Annotated in this window: 16 protein-coding genes; 2 read left to right on the top strand and 14 right to left on the bottom strand. The window is 41.4% G+C overall.

Going from position 1 to position 13525, the window contains the following annotated elements; all coding sequences use genetic code 11:
* Positions 1 to 274 precede the first annotated feature (274 nt).
* Positions 275 to 1153 carry a LysR family transcriptional regulator gene (locus tag LJE12_RS09450; RefSeq protein WP_008707308.1) on the top strand — a complete coding sequence of 293 codons (879 nt, stop codon included), beginning with the start codon at positions 275 to 277 and terminating at the stop codon, positions 1151 to 1153.
* A gap of 76 nt (positions 1154 to 1229) precedes the next feature.
* Here the strand turns inward: LJE12_RS09450 and LJE12_RS09455 are convergent, their stop codons facing one another.
* The 3 genes from LJE12_RS09455 to LJE12_RS09465 form a co-directional block, all read right to left on the bottom strand.
* Positions 1230 to 2060: an Mrp/NBP35 family ATP-binding protein gene (locus LJE12_RS09455; protein WP_008707307.1), complete on the bottom strand. Its 831-nt coding sequence runs from the start codon at positions 2058 to 2060 to the stop codon at positions 1230 to 1232.
* 227 nt (positions 2061 to 2287) lie between these two features.
* Entirely contained in the window at positions 2288 to 2635 is a 348-nt protein-coding gene (locus tag LJE12_RS09460; protein ID WP_008707305.1) for a metal-sensing transcriptional repressor, read from the bottom strand.
* A gap of 130 nt (positions 2636 to 2765) precedes the next feature.
* Entirely contained in the window at positions 2766 to 2993 is a 228-nt protein-coding gene (locus tag LJE12_RS09465) for a hypothetical protein (protein ID WP_019162473.1), read from the bottom strand.
* A gap of 352 nt (positions 2994 to 3345) precedes the next feature.
* On the opposite strand from LJE12_RS09465, the gene LJE12_RS09470 reads away from it, so the two are divergent.
* Positions 3346 to 3918, top strand: a complete 573-nt coding sequence (locus LJE12_RS09470; RefSeq protein ID WP_022380651.1) for a xanthine phosphoribosyltransferase — start codon at positions 3346 to 3348, stop codon at positions 3916 to 3918.
* A 46-nt stretch (positions 3919 to 3964) separates the two neighbouring features.
* Here the strand turns inward: LJE12_RS09470 and LJE12_RS09475 are convergent, their stop codons facing one another.
* From LJE12_RS09475 to rpmJ, 11 genes are all read right to left on the bottom strand, one after another.
* Entirely contained in the window at positions 3965 to 5497 is a 1533-nt protein-coding gene (locus LJE12_RS09475) for a substrate-binding domain-containing protein (protein ID WP_226824643.1), read from the bottom strand.
* A 25-nt stretch (positions 5498 to 5522) separates the two neighbouring features.
* Positions 5523 to 6164, bottom strand: a complete 642-nt coding sequence (locus tag LJE12_RS09480; RefSeq protein ID WP_025579611.1) for a hypothetical protein — start codon at positions 6162 to 6164, stop codon at positions 5523 to 5525.
* Between the two features lie 2 nt (positions 6165 to 6166).
* Positions 6167 to 6889, bottom strand: coding sequence for a type 1 glutamine amidotransferase (locus LJE12_RS09485; RefSeq protein WP_055057340.1), 723 nt, complete (start codon positions 6887 to 6889; stop codon positions 6167 to 6169).
* On the bottom strand, positions 6889 to 8223 hold the full coding sequence (locus LJE12_RS09490) for a MurT ligase domain-containing protein (protein WP_055057339.1): 1335 nt from the start codon (positions 8221 to 8223) through the stop codon (positions 6889 to 6891). Before LJE12_RS09490 ends, LJE12_RS09485 begins: the two co-directional genes overlap by 1 nt.
* A 330-nt stretch (positions 8224 to 8553) precedes the next feature.
* A complete protein-coding gene (locus tag LJE12_RS09495) occupies positions 8554 to 9441 on the bottom strand; it encodes a phosphatidylinositol-specific phospholipase C/glycerophosphodiester phosphodiesterase family protein (RefSeq protein WP_227226624.1) in 888 nt (295 codons plus the stop codon).
* 283 nt (positions 9442 to 9724) lie between these two features.
* Entirely contained in the window at positions 9725 to 10261 is a 537-nt protein-coding gene (locus tag LJE12_RS09500; RefSeq protein ID WP_008707287.1) for a bL17 family ribosomal protein, read from the bottom strand.
* 138 nt (positions 10262 to 10399) lie between these two features.
* Positions 10400 to 11359 carry a DNA-directed RNA polymerase subunit alpha gene (locus LJE12_RS09505; protein WP_008707285.1) on the bottom strand — a complete coding sequence of 320 codons (960 nt, stop codon included), beginning with the start codon at positions 11357 to 11359 and terminating at the stop codon, positions 10400 to 10402.
* A 146-nt stretch (positions 11360 to 11505) separates the two neighbouring features.
* Positions 11506 to 12099 (bottom strand): 30S ribosomal protein S4, encoded by a 594-nt coding sequence (gene rpsD / locus LJE12_RS09510; RefSeq protein WP_008707284.1) that lies wholly within the window; start codon positions 12097 to 12099, stop codon positions 11506 to 11508.
* 31 nt (positions 12100 to 12130) lie between these two features.
* On the bottom strand, positions 12131 to 12526 hold the full coding sequence (gene rpsK, locus LJE12_RS09515; protein ID WP_008707283.1) for a 30S ribosomal protein S11: 396 nt from the start codon (positions 12524 to 12526) through the stop codon (positions 12131 to 12133).
* Between the two features lie 162 nt (positions 12527 to 12688).
* Positions 12689 to 13057 carry a 30S ribosomal protein S13 gene (gene rpsM, locus LJE12_RS09520; protein WP_008707282.1) on the bottom strand — a complete coding sequence of 123 codons (369 nt, stop codon included), beginning with the start codon at positions 13055 to 13057 and terminating at the stop codon, positions 12689 to 12691.
* Positions 13058 to 13378: 321 nt separating this feature from the next.
* Positions 13379 to 13492, bottom strand: coding sequence for a 50S ribosomal protein L36 (rpmJ, locus tag LJE12_RS09525; RefSeq protein ID WP_003497809.1), 114 nt, complete (start codon positions 13490 to 13492; stop codon positions 13379 to 13381).
* Positions 13493 to 13525 lie beyond the last annotated feature (33 nt).

Below are 13525 nucleotides of genomic sequence, written 5' to 3' on the forward strand. Positions count from 1 at the left end.
TAGTTACTGTTCACTGGTAATATCCCGCGAGGTGTTTTTTGTGAGCGAAGGTCACAGAAAACCCGAGATATACCGCGCGAATTTATGCGATTAGCATAAATTCTGTGCATCGCGAAGCGTGTTACTGAGAACGGAGTGAACAGTAACACTAATTAATCACTATCCGTGAAATGTTTTGGAATGAATATGCCAAAATCCCGAGACATACTATCTAAAGTTCCATTGTTGCCGACAATTTGTATCATCACATTATTTTATGAAAGGATTTATTTCTATGGATATTAATCTTGAACTATACAAAGTATTCTACTATGTTGCCACCACCCTCAGCTTCTCAGAGGCCTCCCGCCAGCTTTTTATCTCCCAGTCAGCAGTCAGCCAGTCCATTAAAACTCTGGAAAAGAAGCTAAATCATCCTCTTTTTATCCGCAGTACCAAGAAAGTATTGTTAACTCCTGAAGGAGAACTTCTGCTCCAGCATGTAAAACCGGCTCTCCAACTTCTGGACGAGGGAGAATCTCTCCTGTCAGGAGACAATCTGCTGAAAGGCCAGCTGCGTATTGCTGCCAGCGATACGATCTGCCGGTATTTTCTCATTGATTATCTTCAGAAATTCCATCAAACCTACCCGGATGTCCGTATCAAAGTCACAAACAGTACCTCCATCGGCTGTGCAGAGCTTCTGGAGAAAGGTCAGGCAGATCTGATTGTATGCAACTGTCCTAATTCCAGACTTGGCAGCCATTTTCAGACACGTGTACTAAAAGAATTCCACGATGTATTCGTTGCCAATACGGATTACTTTCCTGTACACACTGTTCAGACCGAACTGCAGGAGCTTCTGAACTATCCAATCCTGATGCTTTCCCCCAAAAGTACCACCAGTGAATATCTGCGAGAGGCATTCACAGCCCATAATCTCAAGCTTCTTCCTGAAGTAGAGTTAAACAGTAATGACCTGCTTCTGGATCTGGCACGGATCGGACTGGGGATTGCCTGTGTTCCTGATTATATGTTAAAAGAAAATGATCAGCTGACACCGCTGATGTTAAAAGAGCCTCTTCCCGGACGTCAGCTTATACTTGCCCAGCATGACAGTCTTACTGTCTCTCAGGCTGCTGAACGCTTTATTGAAATGTTTACTTCCATATAATAAAAGAAGTCCTCACTCAGTACTGAAACAACAATTTTTATAATCGCGTTTCTTACTGAATGAGAACTTCTTTTTCTTATTTCGGCATTACAGCCAACGCATCAGTAATATACTGATTATCGATTGCTGCAAAGAATCCGCCGTCTGCCTTGGTTGCATAATCCATATCAATCGGCATTTTTCCAAGTACAGGAACCTTCAGCTCTGCTGCGATCTCATCAATATGGCTCTCACCAAAGACTTTGATCTCTTTTCCGCAGTCCGGACATTTCACATAGCTGTAGTTCTCTACGATTCCAAGTACCGGTATCTTCATCATCTCAGCCATATTAAAGGCTTTCTTAACGATCATCTTAACCAGATCCTGAGGTGATGTTACGATCACGATTCCTTCGATCGGCAGAGACTGGAATGCTGTAAGCGGAACATCACCTGTTCCAGGAGGCATATCCACAAACAGATAGTCTACGTCGCCCCAGATAACATCTGTCCAGAACTGTTTTACCATATTTGCAAGAACCGGACCTCTCCAGATTACAGGAGTATCCTCTGTAGGAAGCAGAAGGTTGATGGACATTACCTTGATCCCGTTTTTTGTGATCATCGGGTAGATACCTTCATCATTTGCCATTGCTGCACCCTTTAATCCATACATTTTCGGAATGGACGGTCCTGTGATATCCGCATCCAGGATACCGACTTTGTATCCCTGTGCTGCCATCATGTTTGCCAGAGAGCCTGTTACGAAGGATTTACCAACTCCACCCTTTCCGCTGACAACCCCGATCACATGTTTTACATTTGACTGAGCATTCATTTCTGCCTGAAAGCTCTGCTGTTTCTTGCTGCTGGAACAACCTTCGCAGCTTGCTTTGTCGCATGAAGTGTTGTTACATTCTTTTGCCATAATTAATCTTCTCCTTTATATTTACGCACTGCTGTACTGACAAAATATTGTTACTGTTCACTCCGTTCACAGTAACGTAGCCAAAATTCATTCCAGATTGCCTACGGCAATGGAATTTTGGCTTGTATGTCTCGGGATTTTGGCATATTCATGCCAAAACACCTCGCGGGATAGTGGTGTGTGAACAATAACAAAATATTCTCTATTGCCAGTCTGGAGTACGCATATTACTTTACAAATCTGTCAATTGCTACCTCAAGTTCTTTAATTGCCTCTTTATCACCATGTTCCACTGCATCTACGATACAGTGTTCGATATGATCCTGCAGAATGATCTTACCTGTATTATTGATAGCAGATTTCACTGCTGAAAGCTGTATCAGAACTTCCGCACAGTCTCTTCCGTCCTCTATCATACGTTTGATAGATTCCATATGTCCGATTGCTCTGGACATACGATTCAGCACTGCCTTTGTATGCGCATGACTGTGATGATGCCCATGCTCCCCATGAGAATGTTCAACTACCGTCCCATCCTCCAGTACATGCGTATGTGTCTTTTGTTCCTCGGCCATAACATTCCCCTTTCTCTTTCAGAATATCCGATTCTTTACCGCTTATCTGTCTTTATATCCTCACACACTGTCTGTGGCTTTCCTGCTTACAGCACTTCCGTACAGCGTAAATGATATTATACCACATTTGTCAAATTTCTGTAAAGGAGCAACGCTGTTTTATTTGTGAAGTCGTAATATCAAAAATAATGGTTCCATCCTCCAGGACAGTTTTTTCATAGGAAACTTCTTTTCCTTTGAATTTATTTCTGATATATTCTTCCGGATCCTCAAGTTCCAGCTCTTCCACAAAAACATCACGCATCTGATTCCGCGGACATTTATTAAAAATTTCCCATATCAGTTCATATTCTTTCATATTCCATCTCCAGTCCGTAAGACGGATATTCACAATCCGTTTCACTATTTAGCCCTCTTCGGCTGATTTACGGCAATCTGCACAGATTGTCCTGCGGTTTTTCCCAACCAGTCTGAGACTATTATAATTATTTTTAGATTTTTTGTCAAAAATAATTGCATGAAGACGAATTATAGCGTATCATAGTTTATAATTATCAAAACAGCAATGTTACTGTTCATTTTGCAGCCTGATGTTTTTTTGAATTCTGCATATTCACAGTAACTGTAACTATTCAGTACTTTCGGGAAGCAGTGTACCGGATAGTTACCGACAGCTACAAACTAATTACATATATAAAGGAGAGAAATCTATGAAGCTTTTAAAAGACCGAATTCTTAAGGATGGAGTTGTAAAACCGGGAAATATTTTAAAAGTAGACAGTTTCTTAAATCATCAGATGGATATTACCCTCATCAATGAAATCGGCAAAGAATTCAAACGCCGCTTCTCCGACTGTCCAATCACTAAAATCCTTACAATTGAAGCATCCGGTATCGGTATCGCCTGTATTGCTGCACAGTACTTTGATGTACCTGTAGTTTTTGCCAAGAAAGCACAGAGCGTGAATCTGGATGGAGAAATGTATACAACTAAAGTAGAATCTTTCACTCATAAGAAAGTATATGATGTGATCCTTTCCAGGAAGTTTCTCGGACCTGAAGATCATGTACTTCTGATTGATGATTTCCTTGCTAACGGATGTGCACTTCTCGGCCTGATCGATATTGTTAAGAAATCAGGGGCAACTCTTGAAGGAGCCGGTATTGTTATTGAGAAAGGATTCCAACATGGCGGTCAGGAGATCCGCGATATGGGAATACGTCTTGAATCTCTTGCCATTGTTGATTCCATGACAGACGATTCCTTAACCTTCAGAGATTAACTATAAAAGGATGGGAAAACCCATCCTTTTTTGTTCTATGAATTCTTTATTTTTTCTGATCTGATGTTTTCTCCACTTTTGAGTTATCTTCGGAATCATAGATCAGATTTTCTCTCGTTTCACCTTCTGATTTATCTTCTGTTTCGGGAGTTGGTGTCACTTCTTTTGAATCTTCCTCTGAGGCTGTCTTTAATGTCACTTTCGGCACAGGTGTTGCCTCTGGCGCAGGTGTCACCTCCGGTGTCGGTGTGGGATCAGGAGCGATCTCATCTTCCGTATAAGTTCCGTTATCCACAAGAATCTGATAATTATCCTTGTCGATCATCTGTGCTCCACATGTAAAAGTTCCCACAATCTTTACTCCGTTATCATACTGTGAATAATCTTTTACGTCAACTTTCTCTCCTGTCAGATAGTCAATGGCCATCTGTGCTCCGCCCTTAGCCAGTTCCTTACGGTCCATAAACATGGTAAATGACATTTTACCTGCTGCAATATCCTTTACTGCCTGTGCCTCACTGCCATATCCTGTGATCATCGGCCATTCATCACTTCCCGGTTCCAGACCACTGTCATTTAAAATTTCCTCTGCAGCATAAGCAAATCCGTCATATGCAGTACAGATAATATCCGGAGCCTTCTCCTCTGCATAAAACTCACTTATGATTGAATCAAGTTTTGTCTTTGCAGATGTCTCGCTCCATCTCATGATTCCTGTATCATCAAATGACGTATTTCCGGATTTACATACAAGTGTTCCATCATCCAGATATTCCTGAAGCCCTTCCTGGATTCCATTACACAGAAACAGTGCAGCATTGTCATCCGGAGATCCCATGAGAAATTCTATTGTATAAGACTTCTTATCCTCTCTGGCTTTATCCAGATCCATTTTTTTGATAATTTCTTTGGCAATATCCTTTCCTATTGCTCTGGTATCATAAGTTACATAATAATTGATATCCGCAGTATCCCGGATCAGACTGTCATAGGAAATAACCGGTATTTCCTGCTCTTTGGCAGTTTTCAGGATATCTGTCAGACCATAGGAATCTACCGGATCAATGATCAGGGCAGAAACCTTCTCATCAATAAATTCCTGAATCTGGGAAATCTGAAGCGCAGGATCGCCGCCGGCATTCTTCACATCTGCCTCATATCCTCCATCTTCAATCTGCGAAGTCATCTCTTCGCTGTCAATTTTTGCATCCTCATCGTCATCAGAAAGAAGCACACCTATCTTTCCAGCAGAAGCTTCCGTTACCTCAGCATCTTCCTCTGATTCATCATCTGAATCTTTGCCTGAAGAATCTCCGTCTTCTTCCTCCTTCACTGATGTCTCTTTATTGTCTTCGTCTGATTTTGCACTGTCTCCTGCCTTGCTGCTGTCATCGGCATCAGAAGCATTTTTATTTTCTGCCTCTACTTTTTCACCTTCCTCAGTTACTTCGCCTACGCCCTCTTCTTCTACCTGGGCGCTTTCATTTGCTGCTTCTTTTGCCTCATTCTTCCCGCAGGCAGACAGGAACATGGAGGATACCATTATTCCAAGCAGAATAGCTGTTGCTCTTCTTTTCATAATACGATCCTTTCTGATATCATATTTATTTATCAATTCCCTTATAATCTTTTGCAATGTTCTTCAGATAATCCCGATAGGCAACGGCTGCTTTCTTTGGTTTCAGAATATGTACATTTCTTCCCATAGAAGTCAACCATCCAAAAAATGCCTTATCAACCACAACCTCAACAGTTACAATAAAATTATCCTCCCCCTTTATTTTGCAGAAAATCTCCGAACCAAAGGTACGCTGGATTTTTTTCTTTGTAGAATTCTGACATACAAGCCTGATTTCTTTTATATTCTCTCCTGTTTGGGAGGGTGTCGGAGCACTGATCTTTGCAGGTGCTTCAGATTCTTTTCCAATCTGTTCCTGCACATTTTCAGATTTCTCTCCTGTTTCGCCATCTGGCTGATGTATTATCGTATTATCCGCTTCTGTTTTATCTGAAGCAGATTTTTCCTCATAATATCCTCCTTCCCGTCCTCTTCTGTAATGTATATCCATTCCAAAATCACGCAGGGTTTCCATATCATCATAAATACTCTTTCGCTCAGCTCGAATCCCCTGTTCTTCCAGTTTTGCCAGAATCTCCTGCATGGTGACAGGCTTTTGGCTGGTTGTCTCAGACAGCATTTTCTGCAGATACAGTATTTTTCCTTTTTGATTACATGATTTCGCCATAATTATCCTCTTACAAATCTGTGGTATATATAGTCATTTGCTTCTTTTTCCTGACTGTCATCTAACGGTGTAAGTTCTGTTTCTTTTCCATACTTTCTTTCCAACGCATGTTGAATGAGCCAGTCTGCAAGCTGCGGATTCTTCGGAAGTAACGGTCCATGCAGATAAGTCCCTATCACATTCTTATATACTACGCCTTCATAGCCTGACTTACCGTCATTTCCTGCACCGTAAAGTACTTTTCCCAGTGGTTTGTTATTATTAATGCAGGTTCTTCCTCCATGATTCTCAAATCCAACGATCGGCATATCAAACAGCTCACTCTGCAGAACGATATTCTGGATCAGACGGCCTTCGCCCTGCTCTGTATACAAGTCTACCAGGTCCAGTCCTTTCATGTTTCCCTGATCTGTTTTGTAATACTTCCCAAGTAACTGATAGCCACCGCAGATTGCAATGACAACGCCGTTATCTTCCACATAAGCCTTAAAATCCGGCTGGATTTCCTGAAGCTTCTCACATACGATCATCTGCTCTCTGTCCGAACCGCCACCCAGAAGTACGATATCAAGCTTCGAGAAATCTATTTTATCATCCAGCTCAAACGGTATGGTCTCAGCCTCAATCCCACGCCACTGGCATCTCTTCATCAGACACTGAATATTACCTCTGTCACCATAAAGATTCAGAAGATCCGGATATAAATGTCCTATTGTGATTTTCATTATCTCTCACCCTCCAGTCTCTTCAGAATGTTTCTTGTACTGAATAATGCTGTATAGTTTACCAGCACATACAGGTTTCCTGTTCCGTCCTCTACTCTGTCGCGGATTGCTTTCTCAACATCTCCCTGAAGAATAGAAGGAATATCCACATATTTCAGGCGCAGACGCATATCCTGACAGCGGATACCGCTTACAGTGATAGATTTCACTGAATCATTTCCAAGAAGATCAAAATCAACATCCCAGAGCCAGGAAATATCTGTTCCGTCCTGAGCATTATCATTGATCGCAATAATGATGTCCTTCGGTGCCTGATCCTGCATCACTGCGGAAATATTCTGATTAAATCCCGCCGGATTCTTGGCAAGATTTAAAGTTACTCCTGTTCCCTTAATACGAAACTGCTCCATACGTCCGTTTTCCGGATTAAATCTGCGGAGCATATCCCCGAAATGCTCTCCCGCAAATCCTGCAGTCCTCACTCCCGCATAAGCTGCCAGTATATTATACACATTATAAAATCCCTTATAATTTGCTACAATGTGTTTTCCTTCTACACAAAAGCTAAGCTGGTCGCCTACCTTTACATCCTCCGCATCAAAATCCGGCTTCGGTCTTGCAAATCCGCATTTTGGACAATAATAATCTCCCAGCTGGCTGTAATGATAGAAACGATATTCCAGCTTCTCACCGCATCGCTTGCAGAAACGTCCCTCCCTGATTTCATTTGCTGCTGATTTGATCACCGGTTTACTGATACCATAAGTTACATATGGATTCCCGGAATCCATGGCAAGATATGCGGATAATGCATCATCACCGTTTACAATAATCTGCATCTTCGGAACCTTGCGCATCATTTCTTCCAGAATGTTCATAGTGATATCAATCTCTCCGTATCTGTCAAGCTGGTCGCGGAAAAGATTTGTCAGAAGCATATAGTCCGGTTTGATTCTCGGAAAAATATGTCTGGTGGATGCTTCATCGGCCTCAATGCATGCATAGTCCGCATCAATTTTACCATTCCATTTCGAAGCCAGCACAAATGCGGCAACAACTCCATTGAGCATATTGGAACCTGTATGGTTACAGATTACTTTCTGTCCTTCCGCTTCCAGTGCCGCACAGAGCATATTGTTGGTAGTTGTCTTTCCATTTGTACCGCAGGTTGCAAAAATAGCCTTTCGTACCTGTGAGGAAAGCTGTTCCAGAATGTCCGGACAGATCTTAATCGCCACTTTTCCTGCCCAGGTCACACCCTGTCTTCCCATTTTCTTACATACGTATCCTACAAATTTTGCTGCACAGACAGCAATCATTACTCTTATTTTCATTGTGTATGATAATTTCCTTTATAAATATAATCTTTGTTATTGCCGCTTATTTGTTTCAACTCACAGTCGGTAATTTCACAGAGTCTGACGTGTCAACAACATACTGACTGTGGTTTGCCTCATGTCAGTGGGAGATACCGATTTCTCTCCGCCCGCCACTGCCGTTCATTTTCTTATTTGCAATTCATCTACCACCTATAGAGGAGGGAGAATTCTTGCTATATCCTGTTAAAATTCTTTTTGCTCCTGATATCTTTACCCTTATTCATTCCGGAACAGCTATAGCTATAATAATCCTCTATGATCATTTCATAATGCCGGCAGAACAACTCAGTTAAACATAGTATCCTGCAAATAGTCTGAGCATACACCTGCCGCACCCTCTTGCATATAATATTGTGCTTCTTTCAGGTCATTCACAGTATAAATATATAACCTGATTCCTTTTTTGTCAAAAATCTTCTGCACATCCTCTGACCAGTATTTATAGTAGACTGTAGCTGCCTGAATATTCTTTTCTCTGCAAAATGCCGCAATTTCAGTCAGTTCTTTAATAGAGTATTCCTGCCATAAAGAATAAATATATCCTGGAAAATCGTACAGCAGTGCTGTTCCGGCAAACATTGCCTGGTTATAAATTTCCGGTATGACCTGCCGCATCACATCCGGGACACCGGCAGCCTCTGCCAGTTCAATATAGTCTGCATAATCTTCCACTGTTTTCTGATAATTACGGAGAGAATACTGTTTGGAATCCAGCATCACAAAAGCGTCCGGATAATCACTCAGCAGAACCAGCAGATCTTCAAATGTTATAGGCGTATATTTTCCATAAATAGGCCGGGATAAGAATTCCTCTGAGGACAGAACTTTCTTTTCATCGCCCTCCCATTGTCCAAGAGACTGATACCAGCTATGGCGGCACACCCATACATTGTCAGATGTCTTCACAAGATCAACTTCAAACAACCTGCACCCCATCTGATAGCCTGCCAGAAAACTCTCTTTTGAATTCAGATAGGTTTTATCACCAATCCCTCCCAGTGCATGTGCGATCGTTTTATAATTTTCCCACTTAAATTCAGGTGTGGTGGCAGATATGGAATAAGCATCATTTCCCCACAGGAACAGTGTAACAGCCAGTAATTCCACCAACATCAAAAACATTCTGATGAAATAACCAAATCCTGATCTTTTCTTTTTCGTATTCTGCCTCAATTTTTCAATCTCCTGCCGGTCATTTGTATTCCTCGCTTATCTTTTGCTCTCGTATTTTGTAACAATCCAATGTCTTATTTAACACTTCTTCATCAATATGGTTTTTATATACTCTACGATTTTACGCTATCTGGCTCAAATAATCAAGGGTAATAAACGGTTATGTTACAAGGAAGTGATTTCCTATAGCATAACAAAAAAACTGCATATATACGGCATGAACACCATACATATGCAGTCTTATCATCGTCTGGACAAATATAAAATCGAAAATCTGGCTGGATTATACTAATTCGATCAGTACTTCCATTGCAGCGTCGCCTTTACGCGGTCCGATCTTAACGATTCTTGTGTAACCACCGTTACGGTCAGCGTATTTTGGAGCGATCTCATCGAACATCTTAGCAACCATATCTACGTCTTTAGTGTTTTTCTTTCTTCCGGCACCCTTTGCAGGTACTTCTTTAACCGGGTAGAAAACTTTCATCATCTGACGACGAGCGTGAAGTCTGGAAGGAGCATCTTTCTTGATCTCTTTCTGTACTTCATCGTATACAGTTTTCTTCTTTCCGTCAACAACTTCTTTTACTCTCTTGCCTTCAGCATCTTTACGAGCAACTTTAGCAGTTACAGTAACAGTTTCGAAGTTATCTTTTTCACGAACAGCCATAGCTACAAGGCCTTCTGCGATTTTACGGATTTCTTTTGCTTTAGCTTCTGTAGTAACAATTTTTCCATGATATAAAAGGCTTGTTACCTGGCTTCTCAGTAATGCTTTTCTCTGGTCAGAAGTTCTGCTTAATTTTCTATATTTTGCCATTTAATTTTCCTCCATCTGTGGGACAGCCGGGCACGCTTGTTCGGTCTTACTGTCCGACTGCTTAGGCATCCCCACCGTATAATATCTCTTTGCTAACTGGTTATTGTTCCCTTAGAGAACCAATAACCTGATCAATTCTTACTCTTCTGCAGGCTGAAGCTGTAAGCCCAGCTCTTTCAGTTTCGCAAGAACTTCTTCTAATGATTTACGTCCAAGGTTACGAACCTTCATCATATCATCAGAAGTCTTGTTACATAATTCTTCAACTGTATTAATACCGGCTCTCTTCAAGCAGTTATAGGAACGAACAGATAACTCAAGTTCATCAATGCTCATTTCCAGGACTTTTTCTTTCTCATTGTCTTCTTTCTCGATCATAACCTCAGCGGTCTTTGCATTCTCGGAAAGGTCAATGAAAAGGCTCAAGTGCTCGCTTAATACTTTTGCTGCAAGGCTTACCGCCTCATCCGGATCAAGTGTACCGTTTGTATACACATCCAGTGTCAGCTTATCATAATCGGTTACCTGACCAACACGTGTATTCTCTACAGTCATGTTGACTCTGTCTACCGGTGTATAGATAGCATCAACTGCAAGTACACCAATCGGCATATCATCAGATTTACCTTTATCAGCACTGATATATCCGCGGCCTTTTGTAATAGTAAGCTCCATAGCAAGTCTGCAGTCCTTGCCACCGTTTAAAGTAGCAATCACCTGATCCGGATTCATGATCTCGATATCCTGATCAGCCTGGATATCAGCTGCAGTTACAACACCTTTTCCTTCACATTCGATGTATGCGGTTTTCGGCTCATTGTCTGTGCTGTGGTTCTTAATAGCAAGGCTCTTCAGATTCATGATAATATCGCTCACGTCTTCTTTTACGCCCGGAATGGAGCTGAATTCGTGAAGCACACCATCAATTTTAACCTGGCTTACAGCTGCACCCGGCAGGGAAGACAGCATAATTCTTCTTAAAGAATTTCCAAGTGTAGTTCCATATCCTCTTTCCAGAGGCTCAACTACGAATCTGCCAAATTTTTTATCTTCAGATAATTCGGTAATCTCGATCTTAGGTTTATTAAAATCAAACACTATAGGGTTCCCTCCTTCTGGGTTAATAAAAGTTTGAGGGGTATTCATTCAAATACTACAATTCAGCGGAAGATAATAATCAACCACTGAATCGTATAAATAATAGAAATATTACCAGGTAATTTTCTATGATATAATCCTATGGATTATTTGGAGTACAACTCGACGATAAGCATCTCGTTTACAGGAACATCAATTGCTTCTCTGTTAGGAAGTTCTTTTACAGTTCCTTTTAAGTTCTCCTGATCTACATCGATCCATTCCGGAACAAGACGTCCGCCAGTTACTTCAAGGATACCTTTGTATCTTTCAGAACCTTTGGATTTTTCTCTGATCTCGATCTGATCACCGGCTTTTACAAGGTAGGAAGGAATGTTTACACATTTTCCGTTTACAAGTACATGCTTGTGGTCAACAATCTGACGAGCTTCTTTTCTTGTTCTTGCAAATCCCATACGGAATACTACATTGTCAAGTCTGCTCTCAAGAAGGATCATAAGGTTTGCACCAGTCTGTCCAGGCATTCTGTCAGCTTTGTCGTAGTAGTTGTGGAAAGGTTTTTCCAGAACTCCGTAGATGAATTTTGCTTTCTGTTTTTCTCTTAACTGTAAACCATACTCAGACATTTTACGATTTGCACGTTTTAACTGTCTTGTGGATTTTTTATCAATTCCTAAATAAATCGGATCCAGGCCAAGGGATCTGCATCTTTTCAGAACAGGCACTCTATTTACTGCCATTTCTCAAATACCTCCTAATATTCTAAATCAATTAGACTCTTCTGCGTTTTGGTGGGCGGCAACCGTTGTGTGGTACCGGAGTTACGTCGCGGATGCTTGTTACTTCCAGTCCGCAAGCCTGAAGGGCACGGATTGCAGCTTCACGTCCAGAACCTGGTCCTTTTACCATAACATCTACAGTTTTCAAACCATGAATAAGTGCAGCTTTTGTTGCAGTCTCAGCTGCCATCTGTGCTGCATAAGGAGTAGATTTTCTTGAACCTCTAAATCCAAGACCACCAGCACTTGCCCATGAAAGAGCGTTTCCTTCATTGTCAGTCAGAGTAACAATTGTATTGTTGAAAGAAGACTGAATATGTGCCTGTCCGTGTTCAACGTTTTTCTTGACACGACGTTTTGCAGTCGCTTTTTTAGTCACTTTAGCCATTTTAAAACTAACCTACACTTTCCTATTTATCAATCAAATATATGTTACAAGAAACACCATGTCCACTAAATTCATTTCCTCGCTTCGCTCGTCATTCATCAAGTGTCCATGCAAGCTTCCTCATAAGATCAGCCTACGCTTATCAGATGTTTAAAGCTTTATTTATTTCTTCTTATTAGCTACTGTTCTCTTAGGACCTTTACGTGTTCTGGCGTTGGTCTTAGTCTTCTGACCACGAACCGGAAGTCCTTTACGATGACGGATACCTCTGTAGCATCCGATTTCCTGCAGTCTCTTAATGTTGAGGGCGATTTCTCTACGAAGGTCACCTTCTACTGTCATTGTTTCATCAATAACTGCGCTGAGTCTCTTTACTTCGTCATCAGTCAAATCTCTGACACGTGTGTCAGGATTAACTTCTGCCTTTGCAAGGATTTTGTCTGCGCTTGGTCTACCAATACCATAAATGTAGGTAAGACCGATTTCAATACGTTTTTCTCTTGGTAAGTCTACACCAGCTATACGAGCCATGTACTGTTTCCTCCATCTTCTACTTTGAAAGTCCTTAATGCCTGTACATCACTTACCCTCGCGAATTCTCTCACTCAAGTAAGGTGAAATGGGATGTATCGGACACATCACTTCCTTATTTCTCAGTTCCTAATTGGGGTGCCTCGGTAAAACACCCAGCTGCAATTGGCGAAAAGCAGCCTTTCCGAATTACTGCGGCCAACGGGCCAACGTTGCCTCTCGGTATTAGGCAATACATGCTAAAACTATCTTAACAGTCTGAACAACCCTTCCGGGCGTCTCACACTGCAGCCGCACGTTATACAAACTTTAAACCGTCAATCAACCCTGACGCTGTTTGTGTTTTGGATTCTCACAGATTACTCTGATAGATCCTTTTCTTTTAATGATCTTGCATTTTTCGCAGATCGGCTTTACAGATGATCTTACTTTCACTGGAAATCCTCCTTCCGTAAATTCATTAAAATC

Origin of the sequence: Blautia sp. DFI.6.71 (genome assembly GCF_020593585.1) — a bacterium.
Taxonomy (GTDB): Bacteria; Bacillota; Clostridia; order Lachnospirales; family Lachnospiraceae; genus Blautia_A; species Blautia_A wexlerae.

Coding starts and splice junctions, on each gene's coding strand:
- LJE12_RS09475 (WP_226824643.1), bottom strand. CDS start 5,497: ATGAAAAGAAGAGCAACAGCTATTCTGCTTGGAATAATGGTATCCTCC.
- LJE12_RS09460 (WP_008707305.1), bottom strand. CDS start 2,635: ATGGCCGAGGAACAAAAGACACATACGCATGTACTGGAGGATGGGACG.
- LJE12_RS09455 (WP_008707307.1), bottom strand. CDS start 2,060: ATGGCAAAAGAATGTAACAACACTTCATGCGACAAAGCAAGCTGCGAA.
- LJE12_RS09470 (WP_022380651.1), top strand. CDS start 3,346: ATGAAGCTTTTAAAAGACCGAATTCTTAAGGATGGAGTTGTAAAACCG.
- LJE12_RS09465 (WP_019162473.1), bottom strand. CDS start 2,993: ATGAAAGAATATGAACTGATATGGGAAATTTTTAATAAATGTCCGCGG.
- rpsD (WP_008707284.1), bottom strand. CDS start 12,099: ATGGCAGTAAATAGAGTGCCTGTTCTGAAAAGATGCAGATCCCTTGGC.
- LJE12_RS09480 (WP_025579611.1), bottom strand. CDS start 6,164: ATGGCGAAATCATGTAATCAAAAAGGAAAAATACTGTATCTGCAGAAA.
- rpsM (WP_008707282.1), bottom strand. CDS start 13,057: ATGGCTCGTATAGCTGGTGTAGACTTACCAAGAGAAAAACGTATTGAA.
- LJE12_RS09450 (WP_008707308.1), top strand. CDS start 275: ATGGATATTAATCTTGAACTATACAAAGTATTCTACTATGTTGCCACC.
- LJE12_RS09485 (WP_055057340.1), bottom strand. CDS start 6,889: ATGAAAATCACAATAGGACATTTATATCCGGATCTTCTGAATCTTTAT.
- LJE12_RS09490 (WP_055057339.1), bottom strand. CDS start 8,223: ATGAAAATAAGAGTAATGATTGCTGTCTGTGCAGCAAAATTTGTAGGA.
- rpsK (WP_008707283.1), bottom strand. CDS start 12,526: ATGGCTAAAGTGACTAAAAAAGCGACTGCAAAACGTCGTGTCAAGAAA.
- LJE12_RS09500 (WP_008707287.1), bottom strand. CDS start 10,261: ATGGCAAAATATAGAAAATTAAGCAGAACTTCTGACCAGAGAAAAGCA.